We start from the raw sequence: 20,524 nt of genomic DNA, 5'->3' as shown, positions 1-20,524 counted from the left end.
CATCAATGAATCGGTAGAAACAAACCAGCATTAATCTATTGTAATGCTGCTTAAGTTCAACTAAAGAATAAGGTTTTCTGGTCCAATCAATCGAGGAAACTATAAGGAAAGTACGATTACGCTTTATTAATTGGTAAAGTAAAGTAGAATTTACTTCCTTTATCAACAACGCTTTCTACACGTATTTCGCCGCCATTTTTGGTGATAAATTCTTTGCATAAAATTAAACCCAGACCAGTTCCTTTTTCTTCTGCTGTTCCCGGGCGGCTAACATTATCTTCGATATTAAATAGCCCCTTAAGAATAGATTCATTCATTCCGATTCCTGAATCTGCTATGCAAACCTCAATTTTTTGATTTTGGATATTTTTACTCGAAAGGGTAATTTCTCCTCCATTTTTACTGTACTTAATAGCATTGTTAAACAGGTTAGAGATAATTATTTTTACAGTTTCTTTATCGGTGAAAACATTTATGTCCTTATTAATATTGTTAGTTACTTTTATATTTTTAATATCAGCAGAACCAAGATAAGCTGATATTCCATTTTTAATTAAAGATTTTAATTTGTACGATTCTGGTTTTAATTTTATGTGTCCCGATTGAGATTGTGACCAACTTAGTAAATTTTCAAGCAAGGTTAGGGTTGCCTGAGATGTGTCTTTTATCATATCTATCATTGTTTTGCGCTCCTTATTGTCGTAAGAGTCGTAGTAGTCCGATAGCTCCGAACTAAAGCCAATAATAGAGTTGAATGGACTTTTTAAGTCGTGTGAAATAATTGAAAAAAACTTATCTTTCGTAGCATTTAGTTTTTTAAGATTAATTTCACTCACTTTTAATTTTTGGATGTTTTCTTCGAGTAATAATTTTTGCTGTTTAATGGTTGCGTGTTGACTTGTTAATATTTTATTTTTCTTTTTACTCTTAAAAAAAGAATAGGCAATAAGACAAATTATTAAAATGAGCAGAACAATTGCAATAAAAGCCAACCAACTTCTTACTTTCATTTTGTAGGCTCCATTTTCTATTTGCTGATCCTTAAGTGCTTCCTGTAATTGGAGACGCTCCATTTCATCTTTAGTTCTTTGTTCTTCAAACTCATCTAAAAAGCCTGAAACTTTAGAGAGTTGCAATGAATCGGTAAAATTAATTGCTTGCATAGATGATGCATAAGCTTTAGCTGGTTGATTGAGATTAAAATAGGCCTGTGCTCTCATTTTATAGATCCTGGGAAACTCTTCTCTTATGCCAAGTTTGTTAGAAAGTGCGATGCATTTATTGAAATTTATTACACAGTTTCTGTATTTTTTTTGCTTAAGATACATTTCTGCTTCCTTACGCAGAAGCCTGACTTTTATGTGCTGGTAATTAAGAGAATCGCTAATTTTAAAAGCTTTATCGAAATAGTATCTCGAAGATTTAAAATCGTTGATAGCATTGTAATATCCTGCAATAGAAAGTTGAAAGTAAGCTAAAAGATAAGAGCTTTGAACCTTTGGCATAATTTTAAGAAGCTCATGATAATTATTGATGGCAGCTTCAGTTTTACCATTTTCTATTTTTAGAACACCAATATTTGAATGAGCAAGAGCAATGTCGTCAATGTTATCTTTTGGAACGAATTCCATTGCTTTTGTGAAATATCTCAGGGAAGACTCATAGTCATTAAGTTTTTTATAAATTGATCCGATATTATTTAAAATAATTGATATGCTTGTAGTGTCTTTAAGCTGTTCGGCATAATTTAAAGCTGACAGGTTATAATTTAAAGTTTTTAGCTGACTTGCACTAAATGAGGCAACATAACCTAATCCCCGGTAGGTGTCTAATATGTTAATCGAATCGTTTAAGTTTTTAAATAAATTAAGTGCTTCGTGAAAATTTGAGATGGCAAGTTTAAATTCCGATTTGTCAATATAAGCACGAGCAGAATAGGAGTAGGAGGTTGCTAAACCTTTTTTGTAATCAATATCTGTAGCAATTTTTTTTGCTTTACTACTATAATATAGAGAGCTGTCAATATTTAAACTTCCATAATGAATCGCTATTTCATTACAATTATCAATAAGTTCATTAGTATTAGAAAGTTTGCTGTTTACTTGTTTAAGAGAATCAATAAGATGCAATTCTTTTTCTTGGGAATATGCATATAGGCTCAGCATAAAAAAGGAGCTTATGAGTATTATGTATTTATATAGATTTTTCACATTTCCATTTTAATTATGAGACTAAAATAGTAAAAATACGTCTACTTTTATTGTGAGCTTATAATAAAGCGGACAAAATATGCCGTTTATGATTACTGGACTTTAAATCTTTGTTATAGAGTGAATATTTATTGATAAGCAAGGTTTATGATTCAGACAAATACATAGTTTTAAGCATTTTTATGCCGGTAGCGGTTTTAAATATATTTTGCTTTGAGGCCATAATTGCTTTTTTCGATAGTTCGTCTTCATTAATATTGACTAAAAAGTCAGCTTCTACCAGAATTTGGAAATCAATACCATCAATTTTTTGATAGGAGTGATGATTTCCAATTAGAAAATAGACACGTTCTAATATATTATTGGGAATTTTTGTGTCTGCAAGCAGTTTTCGGGCAACAGAAGGACCTTCTTTTTCCTGTAAATGTCCTGCGCTGGAATTGTATTTTTTTTCTGCTTCAGGAATCCCAATATCATGAAAAATAGCTGCAAGTTTTATGGTTTGTAAAAGAGGTTCAGGTAAGTTTTCGGCATTGGAAATACTACTAGCATAAGCAAATACCTTTAACGAATGGTTGATGCGTTTTGTATCATTACCATAATATTGAATCATTTTTAGTATTGTTTCCTCAATCATAATTCATTTGTAGTTTTTAGATAATTTTGTTAGTACGCTTATTGCTTTTTCTGAATTAGTTTTGTCAACAAAAATATGATCATGATAATATCCGGCAATAACATTACAGCTGATATTATTTTTTGCTAATTCGGCCGAAAATAAAGCGGTTAAACCCACAGATTCTAGAGATGAATGTATCATCAAGCTAATCCAGGATGCAATATATTCATATTTAAGATTCAATTTATCGGCTGTGTTTTTTTCTAGTACTATTGTTGTTCCTTCTTTCTCTTTAAATTCGCATATTGTATCTTTTCTGTCAATTTTATTTATATCCTTTACTGTTGAAAAAACATACTCTCCCTGATTTAATATGGGAGTCATTTCTTTTATTAATATTGATAGATCTTTTTCGCCTTTCATAATCCATGCTTTTATTAAGTAAAATTCTACTGAATAATTTGTTTTTTATAAACACCACTTTCAAGAATTATACTTTCTTTTTTTAGTGCATCTAAAAAATTACTGATTTTTTCGAAAAAATAGTCGCCCATAAGAATACTTAAACCCATTTCGGGGATTCCATGTTTAGCTATTCTTTTTAATAATTTTTCAAAGAACTTAATTCCGACTTGTGTTTGATCGGTACTTTCTATTTTCATAAAACCTAATCGGTTAAGAGTAATGTCCATTTCAGATGTGTATTCAACAAAACTTATTTTCGATTCTTTGGCCCATGGCATAGGATAGCGAATCTTTTTATTTCCTTTTTTAAATATATCATAATAAACAAATGTTCCATTATTAGTAAGTACTCTTTCAATTTCGCGGAATAACTTATCTCTGTTGCTTATGTTTACAAGTAAATGCTGAGTCCAAACTACATCGAAATAATTATTGTTGAATGGCAAGTTGCTTGCGTCTGCTTTTATAAAATTGGTGGCATTGCTTAAGCCTACAAGTTTCGATAAAGATATTGCTGTTTTTATATATTCTTCAGATAAATCGATACCTGTTACTGAACAATTAAATTCGTCGGCTAATAGTCTGCAGGGACCTCCAATTCCACATCCTATATCTAAAACTTTAGAGTAATTTACATTTGCAGTATTGGCTAGTTCTCTTGTTACCTCTTCACCTCTTACGTGAAATTCATCTACGCTGGCAATGTCTTTTCTTGTAATATTTTTAAGATTGCTTTGTTGTTCTGAGAGTTTTTTTAAAATTTTCTCGTACAAATTATCTTTATGGTAATGCTGTTCTATTTCTAGTTTCAAAACTTTTGATATTTTTCTGAATAATTGTTATGAATATTACTAGGTGCAGCAGTTTAAAGTAGTTTTCCAAAATTAATATCTTTTTTAACAGGGCTAAAAATTAGTTATACGCTTTCTTTGGATTCTATTTTTCAAACTACTTCTTTTAACAGTAGGGGATTAGCTTGATGTTTTGGTTTAAAAAAATACTGATAATTAAGAATGATTGGAAAAAGATGGTGATTTTTCCATATTATTAGTTTTTGAATATCTATTTTTCCCTGCTAATTTCCATAACTAATTTCATTTTACTCATTACATGTTCGTAAGCACCTTTGCAATGAGGAAGAGTACATTCGCTACAGTTTTTTATTCCTTTTTCGGTGTATGTAAAATTTCCTCCACATTTATCGCCAAGCATATATAAAGGGCAAAAGCAAAATAGACAATTAAATTCATCTTCGTTTTTTACTTTATGACATGGAAAGTATTCACATTTTCTATTTTGAACAAATTTATAGTTTTCAGACATAATTTTATTTTAATATTGTAGATTTTGTTACAATATTAAGTTTTTGATGGCTAATTTGTTTATTATTTTATAGGTTTATTAGCATGTTTTGTTTCAGAAGTTAAGTCTTGCCTGTTTTATAATTTTAAATTTCAGTTTTTTACACTAATCTTATAGAGATAGCCCCATTGTTATTGATTTGAGTATAACCGTTGAATAGGTATGTATAAGGAGCAATTTTAAAAATTGATCTAATTTTTATTAGAATAGATTGTATTTTGTGCGATTTGACTTGTAATGCGTATATATTTGTAGAAGTAAATTAATAAATACTTTAAACAACATGAATACTAAAATTAGAAAGATGAGTAAAATTTTTGCAATAGCTCTTATTATTGTATGTTCCTGCTTACAAGCTATAGCTCAGGAAAATTATAAAACAAGAGATGAAATTCCTGCTAAATACAAATGGAACTTTAGCGATATCTACACAAGTTGGGATGCTTGGGAAGCAGATTTTAAAGCCATATCGGTGGATATGGAAAAAATTCAAACTTTTAAAGGCAAGCTGGGAGAGAGTTCAGAAAATCTTGCAGGACTATTGAGTATTCAGGAAGATTTAATGAAAAAAGCCTACAAAGTTTATCAGTTTGTTTCTTTTCAGAGTACGGTCGACCAGAAAAATATGGATTTGATGGCCAGATTACAAAAGGTACAATTAATGTTTGCACAGTTTGGTGTTACAACAGCATGGATATCTCCAGAAATGATTAAGATACCCGAAGCAACCATGAAAGATTGGGTGGCTGCAAATCCAGCTTTAAAAGATCATAAATTCGATCTAATGGACATGTATCGTCTTCAGAAACATGTATTATCAGAGGAAATGGAAAAATTGCTTTCTTACTATTCACAAGTAAGCGGAACAGCAGGTAATGTTTTTAAAGCGTTATCAACTGCCGATATGGAGTTTGAGGAAATAGTATTATCCGATGGCAAAAAAGTAAAAGTTACTCCGGGCGTATATTCTCAAATTGTTACAAATAATCCTAATCAGGACGATCGTAGAAAAGCTTACGAAGCAATGTACGATGTATATTATAAGAATAAAAATACTTACGCAGCCATTTATAATGGAATTGTACAGGCCGATTGGGCTGGTGCTCGTGCCAAAAAATATGAATCGTGTTTAGATGCAGAGCTGGAAGGAAATAATATTCCTAAGGATGTATATTTGAACTTAATTAACACTGTTAAAGAGAATACAGCTCCTGTTCGAAAATATATCGAACTTCGTAAAAAAGTGTTGGGACTTGATAAATATTATGGTTTCGATGGGTCTGTTAGTTTAACTGATTTTACTAAAAACTATCCTTACGAAGATGCTGTTGAAGAGGTAATAGAGTCGGTTCTTCCACTAGGAAAAGATTATCAGGCTAAATTAAAGAAAGCTACTGAAAGCGGATGGTTAGATGTTTATGAGAATCCTGGTAAAAGAGGTGGAGCTTTTTCTGCTGGTGTTTATGGAGTACATCCATATATGCTTTTAAATTATAATGGAACGCTTGATTATGTATTTACCTTGGCTCATGAGCTGGGACACACAATGCATACAACTTTAGCGAACGAGAATCAGCCATTTGCAACTCATGCTTATACTATTTTTGTTGCCGAAGTAGCCTCTACTTTTAACGAGCGTTTGTTGTTGGATTACATGATGAATAACACAAAAGATCCTAAAGAACGTATTGCCTTGTTAACTCAGTCTATCGAAGCTATTATCGGGACTTTTTATGCTCAAACTATGTTTGCCGATTACGAATATCAGGCACACTCATTGGCTGAGCAGGGACGACCAGTAAATGCAGAAGTTTTAACTAAAATTTGGGGTGATATTGCTGACAAATACTATGGTAATGCAACTGAGAAAACAAAGTATTCTAACTATCCATGGACTCGTATTCCTCACTTCTATAATTCGCCTTTCTATGTATATCAATATGCAACCTGTTTTGCTTCGTCGGCAAAATTGTATAAAGATGTAACGGAAGGTAGCAAGAAAGAGAAAAAAGAAGCTTTAGAAAGATATCTTACAATGTTAAAATCGGGAGGTAATGATTTTCCAATGGAGCTATTGAAAAAAGCTGGTGTTGATTTGTCTAAACCAGAACCAATTTTAGCCGTCATCAATCAGTTAGATCAGTTGGTGGATCAACTGGCTGTTGAGCTTGAGAAAATTGAGAAATAAATATAAATTTAAATATAAAATAAAGGCAGCCTGTTTAGGCTGCCTTTGTTTTTGATATCCTAATGAAAGAATTATGATGTTTGCATCATGTTTACAACTTCCTCAATTGTAATAGTAGGGTTTGCACCATCTTTTGAAGCAACAAGGGCTCCCGTTACGCAGGCAAAATCGATTGCTTCCTGCGGACTGGCATTGTTTACCAGTTTACTGATTAAACAAGCAAGAAATGAATCGCCGGCTCCTACGGTATCTGCTACTGTAATTTTATAGCCTTTGTTATAGTAGAGCTTGTTACTGTGAAAGAATGCAGCTCCATTTTCACCTAGAGTAATACAAATTTGGTTTGTGTTTGTCCGTTCGGAAATAAACCGAATACTCTCTTCTAGCGATTTATCCTTGCATCCCATGTTTGCACAAATTTCAAAAATTTCATCGTCGTTAAATTTTATAAAATCTGCCAGTTGCATTAGGCTTTCAATAATTTTTTGTGAGTAATGTGGAGGGCGTAAATTCACATCAAAAACATTAAACTTTGAATTGTTAAGCAGCTCGAAAAGTGTTTGTCGAGAAGTATTGCTGCGTGCAACTAAGCTACCGTAAATAAACGCATCGGATTTTTTTACTGCATCTAAATCATTTTTTGATAATACAATATCATCCCAGGCACATGGCATTTTTATTTCGTAAGTGGCAGAACCATTCCTGTCAAGATGAACCAATACCTGACTAGTTTCAAAATTTTTACTTACCTGAATATGATCCAGATTGGCAGAATGTGATTCCATTTCTCCGATAAGTTCTTTGCCTATATTATCTTTGCCAATACTACTAATTACGCTTGCTTTATTTCCGAACCATTGTGCTCGGAGTGCTACGTTTAATGGAGCTCCACCAAGTTTTTTACCTGTTGGTAGTATGTCCCATAATACTTCACCAAAGCATATTATCTGTTTCATATCTAAGCTAATTTTTCGTTCATTTCTTTTACACAGTCTTTTACTTTCTTACTTCGTAGCATTTCAAGAGACGATAAGAAAGCATCAACGAAAGTTTTGTTGTTAACCAAATCACCAAAAATTGGCTCTATCTCAAGAAAACGAATAGGTGTTTGATGCGATAATGCAGCCATGCGGATGAGTTCGTTACTCATTGCATCCTCAATAGGGTAAGTGTTGTTGTTTTCGTCAACTCCATCGTTGTATTTACACCAGGCAGCAACAATAAATGCAGCTCTTTCGATGTGTTTATCTGCTTGCAGTTGTGCTTTAACAGTTGTTAGCAGGAAAATTGGGATTTTTGCCGAGCTTTCAAGGCAAATTCTTGCCACAAGGTCTTTAATGTAAATGTTCTGGAAACGTTCAATTAAACTCATTTTATACTGTTCCAGATTAATATCGCCTAGGTTTCCAAGTGTAGGTGTAGCTTCTTGGTCCATAAATGCTCTTAGGAAGGTACTAAAATCCTGGTCGCGAGCAGCTTCATCAATTGTTTTGTAGCCATGAAGAGCACCAAGCATACCTAAAACAGTATGACCGGCATTTAATAGACGTAACTTCATGTTTTCAAATGGTACAACATTATCAGTAAACTGAGCACCAACTTTTTCCCATTCGGGTCTTCCGTTGGCAAATTTATCTTCAATTACCCACTGAATAAAAGGCTCGCATACTACTGGCCATTGATCGTCGATTAGAAATTCTTCTTGTAGTTTTTCTATATCGCTGGCAACAGTTACTGGTGTAATTCTGTCTACCATAGCATTAGGGAATGATACATTTTCTTCAATCCATGAAATTAATTCAGGTTCTGCTTTTTCGACGTAGTTTAATAGAGATTTCTTAGCAACATTTCCATTCCCTTGAATGTTGTCGCACGATTGAATGGTGCATCCGCCAATACCGCGCTGCATTCTTAATTTCATGGCTTGAGCCAGATATCCAAATACAGTTTTAGGGGACATTGGATTTTTCATATCCTCGATAATTACCGGATTGCTGAAATCGAATTCGCCTGTGGCTTCGTTCAAATTGTAACCTCCTTCGGTAATGGTTAGAGAAATTATTTTGATATCGGGATTTGTCATTTTTTCGATTACGGCAATTTGATTCTCAGGAGCAAAAATGTACTCTACAATCGATCCAATAATATTAGCACTAAGCGATCCGTCAAGTTCTTTGGTAATAAGAGTGTAAAGTCCATCCTGATCTTTTAATATATTATAAATTTTACGGTCGTAATCAAGAAGTCCAATTCCGCAAATTCCATAATCTAGTATACCATAACGTTCCATTAATTCGTTGGTATAATAAGCCTCGTGTGATCGGTGAAAATTTCCAACTCCGATGTGTACGATGCTTGTTTTTACTTTATCCCTGTCGTATGATGGTGTTTTTACGTTAGGGGGCATGATATTTAGATTCTCTTGATTTAAAGCAACTGATGTTTTCATGTTTATATTTTTTAATGGCACAATCCTAAATTTTTTGTGCTGAATTTAAATGTTCAGGTTTATTTAATTAATGCTTTTTTTCTGCGAAGACTCCAGTAGGCAAAAGCAAAATAGCCAATGGTGCAAATGAATGCGTATTTATGGAAAAGTGCTTTATTTACATTGTAAATTTCCAAATTGGGGCTGGCAAACATGGTGTTAATTGCTAAGGCCGTAATAATTATAAGGCATATTACAGATAAAGTGTTGAGTATTTTTGAAAATATAGATTCGTCTTTGTATTGAACTTTTTCTGTTTTGGCTTTTTCTTCCTGAAAAATTCTGATGTCCTCTTGTAATTGTTTTTCTTCCTTAATTTCCTGAGTGTACTCTTCTCGGGCTCCACTTTTACTTGCCATAAAAGTGTATAGGATAAGTGTAAAGAACCAGGTCGGAATAAACAGGTAATAGAATGATATAATATCCAGAGCATTTAAGCCAAAACCTACTGTAAGTCCTGCTATCCAGGCAATAATTGCTGGCTTACTGGTTATCATGTTCTGGTAGTATGCCCAGTATCTGGTTAATCCGATTTTTGGAAAAATAAAGTGTTCCGCAAAAACAATGGCTCCTACAGGTACAACAAGTAATCCTGCATAGGTAAGCATAGGTAGCATTTTAGAGAAAACAAAAGGGAAGCATGCAATAACTACAGTAAAGATACCTACAATTAAAGTTGTTCGTTTTCGTGAATGGTTTTTAAAGATTGCCTGGGCAGCTAAACCAGCACGATATAAATTTGCGTTGGCAGTTGTCCAGCCAGCAACAATAACAATAACGAATCCCGAAGCTCCTAATGCGTAGTAGGCTACATCACCAGGATCTAAAGATATTACAGGTTTGTTTAATAAAACACCTGCTCCTGCACCCATTATTCCTGCTGCGATCCATGCAATATAGTGACCAAATAGCATTCCAAAACTTGAATAAACTCCATAGCTTGATTTTTTTGCATATCTAAGAATAGCCATATCTATAAGTCCAACGTGAGTAATTGTATTGGCAGCCCAGGCAAAACCAATTACTTCGAGTAATCCAATGCCTGACTCTCCAGTATCTGTTACTCCTTTCCATATCGACTGATCTCCAATCTGTAAAAACTCATTCCAGTTTGTAATTGATGTTGATCCAATAACAGAGTGAGCTAGTGCAGGTAAGAGTGCGAATGCACCTGCAACAAACAATGTAAATAGCCAAGGAGCGCAAATACTTGAAAAATCGGCAACCGTATTAAAGCCATAAATAGCTACAAATACAACAACAATTCCAACGGCAACAACAATAAGTAAAAACGATATATTTGTTGAATACCAGTTTAATTGTGCTGGTATGTCGAAAAGAAAACGCACAGCAGAAGATGATACGGTAATCATGGCTGCTGAAATGACAGTAAAAATAATTGCATTGGCCCAGTTGTATAGCTTGGTCATTGAATCGCCAGCAATTTTATTCAGGTAAGTATATAAGCTAAGTCTTGTTTGAACAGCAATGGGAGAGGTTAAGAATGTCCAGCTTAATACTGCCAGGATGTTTCCAATTAATAATCCGAATAATATATCTCGAGTGCTGGCACCAAGAGAAACAAAAGTAGCACCGATTACAAATTCTGTAGCTGCTACATGTTCTCCGGCGTAAAGACCAGCAAAATGTTTTCCGCCATGAAGTTTATTCTGTGCTATTGGCAATTGTTCTTCATCCAGATGGGCGAAATTTCGTGTTGATTCATTTTTCATATCTATAAAATTGAGGAATTTTTAATTAAAAAAGTGATATATCAATTTGTAAAGCTCCGACTTTTGTTTCTGGATTCCAGAATGCTGTCCCGGTTACCGGAAAGGTTTTCGAAAGTATTTTAATTTTATGCTCAAGGCTCATTCCTAAATTAATTAGGTTTGCTTTTTCGCTGTAAAAAGTTTTGTCGGTAGTAAAGGAAAAAGCACCTCCGGCAAAAATATTTATTTTGCTGTTTTTGTTCTGAAAAAGACGATAGCTAAGCTCTACATAATTAGAATAGGAATTGTTTTCAGATCCGTCGACATCGTTTTCGTAATCGCCTGCCCCTCCAAATAATATGGTAGCCCAATATATTTTTAAAGGAAAATTATCTGAGATTGTATACCCTAACGCAATGTCCAAAAAGTTAGGAGATGTGTGTTTGTTGTAGCTAAATATATCTGGATTTTCTTTGTCGCTGTAATTATTATGACTTACTAATTCGGTGTAGAAATTATCAGTAAAATTGTATTTTGAATAATAGGAAAATTCTTTGTAATCACCATCGAAACTTGATCCTCCCCATAATCCAAGTACAAATTTTTGCTTTGTAGATTGATATTCTAAGCTGGTAGCCATCATTGCTCCTGATGTAACTATTGATCCGTGCCAAAGGTGCATGTTTTTAAGGTTTAGGCTAATATTAAAATTAACTGCAATAGAATCCAGAGATTGAGCTTTTGTTGTTGTTGAGCCTAATGCAAGAACAAGTAAAACTAAAACAAAAAAAGTTTTGTTGATTTTTAAACGTATAAAATGGATTTTAAATCTCCGACAAATTATTGTCAGATTTTCGATTGTTTCATTTTGTGTTTTCATCCAGGTTTTTGATTTGGTTATTTGTTGTACTTGTTAAAACGTAATAAGTACGTTTATTGTTGCAAATATATGAAATTATTTTTTGGAAATACAAAAATAAATTACAATTTATAATATATACAACTTAAATATAGGTTGTTGTGATGGTGTTGAAATAGATTTTAATTCGGTAATTCTTAATAATTCATAACCTTTTTTAAGTGATGGTATTTTATAATACGTTTTTTGTACGTTTTGTGTGTTGTGCTGTTTATCTGTAAAAATTGGGATATGAAAAATTAGATTACTATATTTGTTTGGAAGAGTTTTTTAAAAACAAAGCGTATAAATAACGTTTAATTTTAGTATGGATTTTAGAAAAATACCTAATATTTCTGTTGATTGTGTGGTTTTGGGGTTCGATACCTCTTGCATTAACATTCTTCTTTCGAAGCGTAAATTGCAAATGTACGACGAGAAATATCCGATTATTGATGATTGGGTTTTAACTGGCGATCATGTTTTTAAGAGTGAGCGTTTAGATGAATCTGCAGTTCGTATTTTTAAAGGTTTAACTGGTTTAGAAAAAGTTTATAAAAAGCAATTTAGAACTTTTGGGAATCCGGAACGGATAAAAAATGAAAAAGACTTGTTGTGGGTTAAAAGTTTGGGCGTTAATCCAAGAACAATGTCGGTAGCATATTATTTTTTATTGCCAGCCCAGTTAATCGAATTAAAAGATGATAATACAAGCTGGTTTCCTGTTAAAAAGTTACCACAATTAGGTTTCGATCATAAGGAAATTATTTCTCGTGCTATTGAAGATTTAAAGCAAAAAGTAATGAGCGAACCTATTATTTTTGAGTTCCTTCCTGATAAATTTACATTAAACGAATTACAGCTTGCTTATGAAGCAGTACTTGATATTGAGATAGACAACCGTAATTTTAGAAAAAAGGCTATTGGTAAAACCTATATTGTACGCTTGGATGAAAAGCGGATTGGGAATTCAAAAAAGCCTGCAAACTTATACATATTTAGCAAAGATATTTACGGGAAAATAAGTAATAAAAATCATATTATTAATATTTAGCTTTATTGTAAAAGTGATATTTTTATTGAATCATGTATTTTACTTTTTTTGTTAATGTGTTGATTTACAAAAATATTGTTTAATTTTAATCAGTGCATAGATATAAAAAAATAAAGGCAGCTTCTTAGCTGCCTTTATAATTATATGTGAAATAAATTTAGTCTAAAATCTCTTCAATAGTAATGTAGTCTCCAACACGTCCGGTCATTTTTTCTACATCGGTATTAACGGGTAATGTTTTTTTACCTGGTCTCCAACCTGCAGGACAAACTTCGCCTGTTTTTGTTGCATGCTGCCAAGCTTGTACCTGACGTAAAAATTCATTAACGTTTCTACCAACCGAGTCAGCTTGTACTTCCTGAGCAACGCAAACACCATCAGGATTGAATAAAAATCTACCGCGAAGAGCTACACCTTCTTCTTCAACAAGTACACCAAAGGCACGACTTACTTCCTGATTTCCATCGGCACCCATAGTTAGTTTTAATCCTTTAAGAATTGGTTCTGTTTCAACAAATCTTTTGTGCGAAAATTTAGTATCTACCGATACGGCTAAAATTTCAGTATTTAAAGCCTGAAATTCATCATACTTGGCATTCATAGCTGCAATTTCGGTAGGACAAACAAAAGTGAAATCGGCAGGATAGAAGCATACAACAGCCCATTTTCCTTTATAATCATCACTTGATACTGTTTTAAAATGTCCGGTTGCTGCATCGTAAGCATCCATTGTAAAATTAGGCATTTCTTGTCTTACCATTGTTGAGCTCATAGTTTTTTCTTCTTTTAATTGTTGATTTGAATTTTCTGTTTGTTCTGATTGAATTTTTTTTCTAGGTTTTAAACCTGTGTCACATCCCATTGTTGTTTTTTTTTATTGTTTGACTAATTGAATCTAATTTCTTTGGTAAAGATATTTATTTTGCGAACAAAAAGAGAATATTCTCAATTCAAATAATAAATGCAGGAATAGATAATATCTATCTGTAAAATAGTTAAGGAGAAAAGTGAGATGCTATTATTGGTGTTTTTTGACTAATTATTGTCAATAATCGGATGCAGCAGAAACAGAGGAGTTAGATTACAATAAAATGCTTATGAGGGTATTTATTCAGCGATAACCCAGTTGCGGGCAGCTTCAAAAGTGCTGAATGATTTTGAAACAACATCGGGATTTGCATCGGCAAAAAGAACCGGAAGAACGATTTGAGGACTTGTAACAATTTGAGCCAGTCTAAGTTTACTGAGTATTTGGTGATTTTTTGTAAATAATGATTTTATAGATAATAAGTCTTTTGGACTAAATAGAAAATTCACATCACTAAAATCAGAAATAAGACCTTTATGTGATTTATGTATCATTTCGTTTTTTATTATATGGTCTAATGATTTTCTTAAATCTTCTATTCTAATATCACCATAAAATTTTCTGTATAGAAATAAATCTTCAATTGTATATTCTACTTTATTTGTGTGCATCGTTGAGGAGAATTTTATAATCGTATTTAAAGTTAAGGTAATTATTTTTTTAATGACAGTAGTATTAAAAAATATAGATTTTATAATCAGTATAAAATAAAATAGCATCAACCTATTAAAAAGTTGATGCTTTTATTGATATGCTAAAAAAGATTTGACCGAACTATATTACTAAGTTTTACTTTGAAAAGTATAATCTACTTATAGTTGGGTATTTCTAAGTATAAAGTTTTAGGCTAATTTTTATTCCAGCCACCGCCTAAGGATAAGTATAAATCTACTAAAGAATTTAGTTGCTGAAATTTATTATCAATTGTATTAATTTCCGAATTAAGCGCATTGCTGCGTGCTGTTAATACTTCCAGGTAAGTTGTGTTCTTATAACCACTATTTAGTAATTGTTCGGAGTATACCACGGCTTGCTGTAAGGCTTCTAATTCTTGTAATCGAACTTGATATTTTTCTTTTTCGGTATTGTACTTATACAATGCATCGGAAACCTCTTTGCTGGCTGTTAATAAAGTTTTTTTGAAATTATATTTGGCTTCGACCTGACCTGCTTTGGCAGCTTCGTATTGCGAACGTATTTTTCTCGAATTAAATACGGGCTGTGTAAGATTACCAATTAAATTGCTAAAAATAGAAGTAGAGCTAAACCAATCTTCAAAATCGATACTTTCAAAACCAGCGCTGGCGCTAAGGCTAATGCTGGGGTAGAAATTACTGCGAGCCACATTTGCCAACTCAAAGGCATTCATTAAACCATATTCAGCCACCATAACATCAGGACGGTTTCTTAACAATTGAGCAGGAAACCCGGTGTTTAGTTCCGTGCTAATTTTTTGTTCCGAAAGAGTTCCACGATTGATAGTGCCTGCGTTTCTACCTAGTAAAAGTGATATGGTATTTTCAAGCAAGGATACATTTTGCTTGAAATCAAGCAATAATATTTGGGTGCTATACAGCTGAGCTTCGGTTTGCTTTACCGCTGCTTCTGTAACTTGTCCAGCTTCTTTTAAGCTTTTCATGGTTTTCAGACTTTCTTTTCGGGTTGTTACCGTCTTACGAGCTACATTTACCTGAGCATCTAATGCCAGAAGTTGATAGTAAGCCGATGCCATATTTGCAACCAGAGCACTTTCTACAGCTCTTCTGGATGCTTCGCTTTTTAAATAGCTTGCCTGATAAGCTCTTTTATTACTTCTGATTTTTCCCCAGATATCAGCTTCCCACGAAATTGTTCCGCTTAACTGATAGTTTTCGTAACTAGGGCCATCGTTGCCAGCCGAAACTCCTGAATAACTATTATCAGAAAGCTCGTAATTTCCGCCATTTCCACCCAAATTAAGGGTAGGTAAGTAGCCCATTTTTCCTTGTTTAAAGTATGCTTCGGCAGCATTTACTCGTTCTACAGCCATTAATAAATCCAAATTGGAATTTAATGCTTCATCGATCAGTGAATTTAATTTAGGATCGGTAAACAATTCTTTCCATGGCATATTTGCCAATGTAGTAGAATCGTTGGTTGAGATATTTCTGTATTGATCCTCTATTTCGATTTCAGGAGTCTGGTATTTTTTTGCCACAAAACAAGATTGTAAGCTTGTTAAAGCAAGTACCGTAAATACCGATCCTATTATAATTTGTTTAGTCCTCATTTTTTATTGATTATTCTGTAATTGCCATTTCATTTTCATCAGTTTCTTCGGGTTTTGGAGCTCCGCTAATTTTTTCTTGTATAAGCTGGAAGACTACAAAGAAGGCTGGTATTACAAATACTCCAAATACAGTACCAATTAGCATTCCCCCAACTGCACCAGTACCTATCGATCTGTTTCCAACTGCTCCGGCACCATTTGCAATCATTAAAGGAACCAATCCAAGAATAAAAGCAAATGAAGTCATTAAAATAGGACGTAAACGAGCTTTAGCTCCTTCTACAGCAGCTTGCAATAACTCCATTCCCTGATGGCGTCGCTGAAGGGCAAACTCTACAATTAAAATAGCATTCTTCGCTAGCAAACCAATTAGCATAATTAGGGCAACCTGGAAATAAATGTTGTTCTCCAAACCTATTATCTTAACAAAGAAGATGGCTCCAAAAATCCCGATAGGAAGAGACAGTAGAATTGCAAATGGCAAGATATAAGATTCGTATTGAGCAGCTAGCAAGAAGTATACAAATATCAAGCTTAAGGCAAATACTAAAATAGCCTGATTTCCTGCTTTTTGTTCTTCTCGGGTCATTCCTGAGAATTCATATCCATAGTTCGATGGTAAAACCTGTGCAGCTACTTCTTCGATTGCTTTAATGGCATCTCCAGTGCTGTAGCCAGGATTTACGTTGCCGTTAATTGTTGCAGAATTAAAAAGGTTAAATCGGTTTACAACATCGGGACCATTTACTTTTTTCATGTTAACAAACTGACTAACAGCCACCAATTCGTTTTGTACATTTTTAATATAAATATGGTTCATCGATTCAATGGTTTCACGATCTTCGGGCGAGGCCTGAATCATAACGCGGTATTGTTTTCCAAATCGATTAAAATCGGCTGCATACCAACTTCCATAATATCCCTGTAGGGTTGCAAATAAATTATTTACCGATATGCCTGCTTCTTTTACTTTTTCAACATTTACTTCCATTTCGTACTGAGGAAATCCTGTATTGAAAGAGGTGATGGCATACTTAATTTCGGGACGTTGATTTAAAGCACCCAGGAATTGACCACTTTTTGCCATTAAATCGCTAAACTCGCCGTTCGATTTGTCTTGTAGTTGCATTTCAAAACCATCGGAATTACCAAAACCACGAACAGTAGGAGGGGCAAAGAATAAAATCTTGGCATCGCTAATTGCAGCTGTTTTTGCAAATAGTTGTCCAATTATGGCCTTTACTTTTTGATGGTCTTCTTTTCTTTCTTTCCAATTTTTTAGTTTGATTACGGCAAAGGCTTTAGATCCTCCTCTGGTACCACTTAACATGCTAAAACCAATTACAAACATTTTTTCTTGTAGTACATCAATCTCATCAACAATGGCGCCTACTTTATCGGCTACTTCGTGAGTTCTGTCTAGTGTACTTCCTGGAGGAAGAGTGATGTCACAGAATATCATTCCTTGATCTTCGTTAGGAATAAAACCTGTCGGTGTTGTGCTAAAGAACCATCCTGTTAAAGCAAGAAAAACAATTAAAATAGCACCGCTTATCCATTTTTTACGAGTTAAGAAGCTAACAGAATTACTATAGCGTTCGTTAATGGCATCGAAACCTGTGTTAAAGGCTGTATAAAATCTGTTTGCCAAACCTTTTTTGTGCTCTTCGCTAGGGTTGTGAGGTTTTAATAATAAAGCACATAAAGCCGGACTTAATGTTAAGGCATTAATTGCTGATATTACAATGGCAACAGCAAGGGTAATTGCAAACTGCTGATAGAATGCTCCAGTTGGGCCTTTTAAAAAGGATACCGGAATAAAAACTGCTGACATTACTAAGGTTATAGATATAATTGCACCGGTAATCTCGCTCATGGCGGATATGGTAGCTTTTTTAGCACTTTTTGCTCCATGATCGAGTTTAGCATGCACTGCTTCTACAACCACAATGGCATCATCAACAACAATACCAATGGCCAGTACTAAGGCAAAAAGGGTAAGCATATTAATCGAAAATCCAAATAGATTCAAGAAAAAGAAGGTTCCAACAATTGCTACAGGTACTGCTATGGCTGGTATTAATGTTGATCTGAAATCCTGAAGAAAAATAAATACTACAAGGAATACTAGTAAAAATGCTTCTATTAAAGTAGTAATTACTTTACTTATGGATGCTTCAAGGAAGTCGTTCGTATTGTAAGGAATTACATAATCAATTCCTTCCGGAAAATCTTTCTTTGCTTTTTTAAGTGTACGTTCAATTTCCTGAATAATTTCCTGTGCATTAGAACCCGAAGTTTGATACACGGCCATTGCAGCAGAAGGATATCCATTGGTGATATTTTTGGTTGCATAACTAAAAGCTCCAAGTTCTATTTTTGCAACATCTTTTAGGCGAAGAAAGTCACTATTACCTTCAGAGCGTAAAATAATATTTTCATATTCGCTCACATTTGATAATTTTCCCTTGTAACGAATAACGTATTCGAAAGACTGATTGGAGTTTTCTCCAAATTTACCAGGAGAGGCTTCTAAATTTTGTTCGTTTAATGCTGCTACAATATCTTGTGGAATTAGACCAAAGGCAGCCATTTTCTCTGGTTTCAGCCAAATGCGCATTGAATAGTCTTTAGAGCCAAATACTGTTGCATCACCAACCCCATTGATACGTTTAATCATAGGAATTAGGTTGATACGAGCGTAGTTTTCTATAAATGTTGCATCGTAATCTTCATTTTTAGTAAATAAAGAGAAGAATAATAATACACTGTTTTGAACTTTTTGTGTGGTAACACCCGATTGTGTTACTGTTTGTGGAAGCTTACTGTTTACCGTTGCTACACGATTTTGAACGTTTACAGCTGCAATATCAGGATTTGTACCCAGTTCAAAGTAAACATTAATAGTTGCCGATCCATCGTTACTTGAGGTAGAAGTCATGTAGGTCATGTTTTCAACACCATTTACGGCTTCCTCTATGGGGACAACAACACTTTTAAGCACAGTTTCGGCATTTGCTCCCGAGTAACTTGCTGAGATTCGAACTGTAGGGGGAGCAATTTCAGGAAACTGCTCACGAGGTAAAGAACTAAGTCCTAAAATCCCTAAAATTAGGATAAGTATGGATATTACGGTCGATAATACCGGCCGTTCAATAAATTTTCTTAACATTTTAAATGTAATTTAAATTTTTGTGTGTGGAATTTACTTGTTAGACATTGCAGCATTGGCATCAGGAGTATGATGCTTTTCTGAAACTGGCTGAATTTGCATTCCATGACGTAGTTTAATTAAGCCATCAGTTACATAAGACTGACCTTCGTTAATTCCACCTTGTACTATGAAATTTTGTCCAACAGCTAAAGATACTTTAACCTCTTTCGATTCAACTTTATTATCTTTATTTACAAGGTAAACAAACTTCTTTCCTTGTAACTCATAGGTTGCTTTTTGTGGAAGTAGAATTACATTATTTTCCAGAGAAGGTATTTTTACTTTACCACTAATACCGCTCCTAAGTAAATTAGCTGAGTTAGGAAAAATAGCTTTGTAGACAATACTACCAGTTCTTGGATTTACCATGCCGTTAATGGTTTCAATTCTACCTTTTTGTTCGTAGATTGATCCGTCGGCAAGTATCAATTCAACTTCGGGCAAGGATTTAATTTTTTCCTTAACACTTTTGCCATCTAATTGACGGTTGAATTGCAGTAGCTGCTTTTCGTTCATGGTAAAATATGCATAAACATTACTAATGTTTGATACAGTTGTTAACGCCTGTGTTTCGGAGCGGCCAACTAAGCTACCAATTTTGTAAGGAATACTTCCAATAATACCATTAACCGGACTCTTAATGATTGTATAGTCCAGATTTTCTTGTGCATTCATATAATCAGCTTTAGCAGCATTTAATTGTGCATTAGCAGCATTTAAATTACTCTTGGCAGTTGCTAACTGTGATTTACTAATGATATTTTGTTTTACCAGCGGACTAATTTTATCAACTTCAACCTGAGCAGAAACAACTTGTGCTTTTGCAACTTCGATATTTGCTTTTGCTGCATTTACTTGTTGATTTAAAGTTTCGGCACTTAATTTAAAAAGAATTTGTCCTTTTTTTACTTCTTCACCTTCGGCGATGTATATTTTATCAATAAATCCATCAACTTTAGGGCGAATTTCAATATTCTGTTCTCCTTCAATATTTGCTGCATACTCGTTGTAAACAGTAATATTATCTTTTTTTGCAGATTCAATAGGGAAAGGCATTGGACCTCTTGCCTGTTGCTTTTGAGGCTCATTGCACGATGATAATGCTAATAAGGCTATAGTTAATCCTGTAAATAAATAATTTCTATTCATGATTTTTCTTTTCTTTTAGTTCGAATAA

At 33.7% G+C, this 20,524-nt stretch carries 16 protein-coding genes; 2 read left to right on the top strand and 14 right to left on the bottom strand.

Annotated elements, in window-relative coordinates; translation table 11 throughout:
* Positions 1 to 116: 116 nt before the first annotated feature.
* The 5 genes from ACT3CE_RS16050 to ACT3CE_RS16030 form a co-directional block, all read right to left on the bottom strand.
* Positions 117 to 2,165, bottom strand: coding sequence for a tetratricopeptide repeat-containing sensor histidine kinase (locus tag ACT3CE_RS16050; protein WP_444710788.1), 2,049 nt, complete (start codon positions 2,163 to 2,165; stop codon positions 117 to 119).
* Between the two features lie 190 nt (positions 2,166 to 2,355).
* Complete coding sequence (locus ACT3CE_RS16045; protein WP_444710787.1) at positions 2,356 to 2,847, bottom strand: HD domain-containing protein; 492 nt, start codon at positions 2,845 to 2,847, stop codon at positions 2,356 to 2,358.
* A 3-nt stretch (positions 2,848 to 2,850) separates the two neighbouring features.
* Complete coding sequence (locus ACT3CE_RS16040) at positions 2,851 to 3,252, bottom strand: ACT domain-containing protein (protein WP_444710786.1); 402 nt, start codon at positions 3,250 to 3,252, stop codon at positions 2,851 to 2,853.
* A gap of 26 nt (positions 3,253 to 3,278) precedes the next feature.
* Complete coding sequence (locus tag ACT3CE_RS16035) at positions 3,279 to 4,106, bottom strand: class I SAM-dependent methyltransferase (protein ID WP_444710785.1); 828 nt, start codon at positions 4,104 to 4,106, stop codon at positions 3,279 to 3,281.
* A gap of 250 nt (positions 4,107 to 4,356) precedes the next feature.
* Complete coding sequence (locus ACT3CE_RS16030; protein ID WP_444710784.1) at positions 4,357 to 4,617, bottom strand: cysteine-rich small domain-containing protein; 261 nt, start codon at positions 4,615 to 4,617, stop codon at positions 4,357 to 4,359.
* 343 nt (positions 4,618 to 4,960) lie between these two features.
* Here ACT3CE_RS16030 and pepF point away from each other — a divergent pair, with 343 nt between their 5' ends.
* Positions 4,961 to 6,844, top strand: coding sequence for an oligoendopeptidase F (gene pepF / locus ACT3CE_RS16025; protein ID WP_444710783.1), 1,884 nt, complete (start codon positions 4,961 to 4,963; stop codon positions 6,842 to 6,844).
* A 71-nt stretch (positions 6,845 to 6,915) separates the two neighbouring features.
* On the opposite strand, the gene ACT3CE_RS16020 is transcribed toward pepF, so the two are convergent.
* From ACT3CE_RS16020 to ACT3CE_RS16005, 4 genes are read right to left on the bottom strand one after another with little or no spacing between them, the layout of a single operon-like run.
* A complete protein-coding gene (locus ACT3CE_RS16020) occupies positions 6,916 to 7,800 on the bottom strand; it encodes a carbohydrate kinase family protein (RefSeq protein ID WP_444710782.1) in 885 nt (294 codons plus the stop codon).
* A gap of 2 nt (positions 7,801 to 7,802) precedes the next feature.
* A complete protein-coding gene (locus ACT3CE_RS16015; protein ID WP_444710781.1) occupies positions 7,803 to 9,293 on the bottom strand; it encodes a mannitol dehydrogenase family protein in 1,491 nt (496 codons plus the stop codon).
* Positions 9,294 to 9,352: 59 nt separating this feature from the next.
* The gene (locus ACT3CE_RS16010) at positions 9,353 to 11,065 is read right to left on the bottom strand and encodes a purine-cytosine permease family protein (protein ID WP_444710780.1); all 1,713 of its coding nucleotides are present in this window, start codon (positions 11,063 to 11,065) and stop codon (positions 9,353 to 9,355) included.
* 25 nt (positions 11,066 to 11,090) lie between these two features.
* Complete coding sequence (locus ACT3CE_RS16005) at positions 11,091 to 11,924, bottom strand: hypothetical protein (RefSeq protein ID WP_444710779.1); 834 nt, start codon at positions 11,922 to 11,924, stop codon at positions 11,091 to 11,093.
* Positions 11,925 to 12,270: 346 nt separating this feature from the next.
* On the opposite strand from ACT3CE_RS16005, the gene ACT3CE_RS16000 reads away from it, so the two are divergent.
* Positions 12,271 to 12,996, top strand: coding sequence for an NUDIX hydrolase (locus ACT3CE_RS16000; protein WP_444710778.1), 726 nt, complete (start codon positions 12,271 to 12,273; stop codon positions 12,994 to 12,996).
* 157 nt (positions 12,997 to 13,153) lie between these two features.
* On the opposite strand, the gene ACT3CE_RS15995 is transcribed toward ACT3CE_RS16000, so the two are convergent.
* From ACT3CE_RS15995 to ACT3CE_RS15975, 5 genes are all read right to left on the bottom strand, one after another.
* Positions 13,154 to 13,858, bottom strand: a complete 705-nt coding sequence (locus ACT3CE_RS15995; RefSeq protein ID WP_320119604.1) for a peroxiredoxin — start codon at positions 13,856 to 13,858, stop codon at positions 13,154 to 13,156.
* A gap of 245 nt (positions 13,859 to 14,103) precedes the next feature.
* Positions 14,104 to 14,475 (bottom strand): hypothetical protein, encoded by a 372-nt coding sequence (locus tag ACT3CE_RS15990; RefSeq protein WP_444710777.1) that lies wholly within the window; start codon positions 14,473 to 14,475, stop codon positions 14,104 to 14,106.
* Between the two features lie 236 nt (positions 14,476 to 14,711).
* A complete protein-coding gene (locus ACT3CE_RS15985) occupies positions 14,712 to 16,133 on the bottom strand; it encodes an efflux transporter outer membrane subunit (RefSeq protein ID WP_444710776.1) in 1,422 nt (473 codons plus the stop codon).
* A 10-nt stretch (positions 16,134 to 16,143) separates the two neighbouring features.
* The gene (locus tag ACT3CE_RS15980) at positions 16,144 to 19,305 is read right to left on the bottom strand and encodes an efflux RND transporter permease subunit (RefSeq protein ID WP_444710775.1); all 3,162 of its coding nucleotides are present in this window, start codon (positions 19,303 to 19,305) and stop codon (positions 16,144 to 16,146) included.
* 33 nt (positions 19,306 to 19,338) lie between these two features.
* Positions 19,339 to 20,496, bottom strand: coding sequence for an efflux RND transporter periplasmic adaptor subunit (locus ACT3CE_RS15975; protein ID WP_444710774.1), 1,158 nt, complete (start codon positions 20,494 to 20,496; stop codon positions 19,339 to 19,341).
* Between the last annotated feature and the right edge of the window lie 28 nt (positions 20,497 to 20,524).

This window comes from Marinifilum sp. RC60d5, from assembly GCF_052400665.1.
In the GTDB taxonomy this organism is placed as follows: domain Bacteria; phylum Bacteroidota; class Bacteroidia; order Bacteroidales; family Marinifilaceae; genus JBQTGK01.
Note: the sequence above shows the minus strand (reverse complement) of the source record. Positions and strands in the feature narration are given on the sequence as shown.

Excerpts from the sequence above, each read along its gene's own strand:
- pepF (WP_444710783.1), top strand. The coding sequence starts at position 4,961 with ATGAGTAAAATTTTTGCAATAGCTCTTATTATTGTATGTTCCTGCTTA.
- ACT3CE_RS16015 (WP_444710781.1), bottom strand. The coding sequence starts at position 9,293 with ATGAAAACATCAGTTGCTTTAAATCAAGAGAATCTAAATATCATGCCC.
- ACT3CE_RS15990 (WP_444710777.1), bottom strand. The coding sequence starts at position 14,475 with ATGCACACAAATAAAGTAGAATATACAATTGAAGATTTATTTCTATAC.
- ACT3CE_RS16020 (WP_444710782.1), bottom strand. The coding sequence starts at position 7,800 with ATGAAACAGATAATATGCTTTGGTGAAGTATTATGGGACATACTACCA.
- ACT3CE_RS15995 (WP_320119604.1), bottom strand. The coding sequence starts at position 13,858 with ATGGGATGTGACACAGGTTTAAAACCTAGAAAAAAAATTCAATCAGAA.
- ACT3CE_RS16050 (WP_444710788.1), bottom strand. The coding sequence starts at position 2,165 with ATGCTGAGCCTATATGCATATTCCCAAGAAAAAGAATTGCATCTTATT.
- ACT3CE_RS16030 (WP_444710784.1), bottom strand. The coding sequence starts at position 4,617 with ATGTCTGAAAACTATAAATTTGTTCAAAATAGAAAATGTGAATACTTT.
- ACT3CE_RS16010 (WP_444710780.1), bottom strand. The coding sequence starts at position 11,065 with ATGAAAAATGAATCAACACGAAATTTCGCCCATCTGGATGAAGAACAA.
- ACT3CE_RS15985 (WP_444710776.1), bottom strand. The coding sequence starts at position 16,133 with ATGAGGACTAAACAAATTATAATAGGATCGGTATTTACGGTACTTGCT.
- ACT3CE_RS16005 (WP_444710779.1), bottom strand. The coding sequence starts at position 11,924 with ATGAAAACACAAAATGAAACAATCGAAAATCTGACAATAATTTGTCGG.
- ACT3CE_RS16045 (WP_444710787.1), bottom strand. The coding sequence starts at position 2,847 with ATGATTGAGGAAACAATACTAAAAATGATTCAATATTATGGTAATGAT.
- ACT3CE_RS15975 (WP_444710774.1), bottom strand. The coding sequence starts at position 20,496 with ATGAATAGAAATTATTTATTTACAGGATTAACTATAGCCTTATTAGCA.
- ACT3CE_RS15980 (WP_444710775.1), bottom strand. The coding sequence starts at position 19,305 with ATGTTAAGAAAATTTATTGAACGGCCGGTATTATCGACCGTAATATCC.
- ACT3CE_RS16040 (WP_444710786.1), bottom strand. The coding sequence starts at position 3,252 with ATGAAAGGCGAAAAAGATCTATCAATATTAATAAAAGAAATGACTCCC.
- ACT3CE_RS16000 (WP_444710778.1), top strand. The coding sequence starts at position 12,271 with ATGGATTTTAGAAAAATACCTAATATTTCTGTTGATTGTGTGGTTTTG.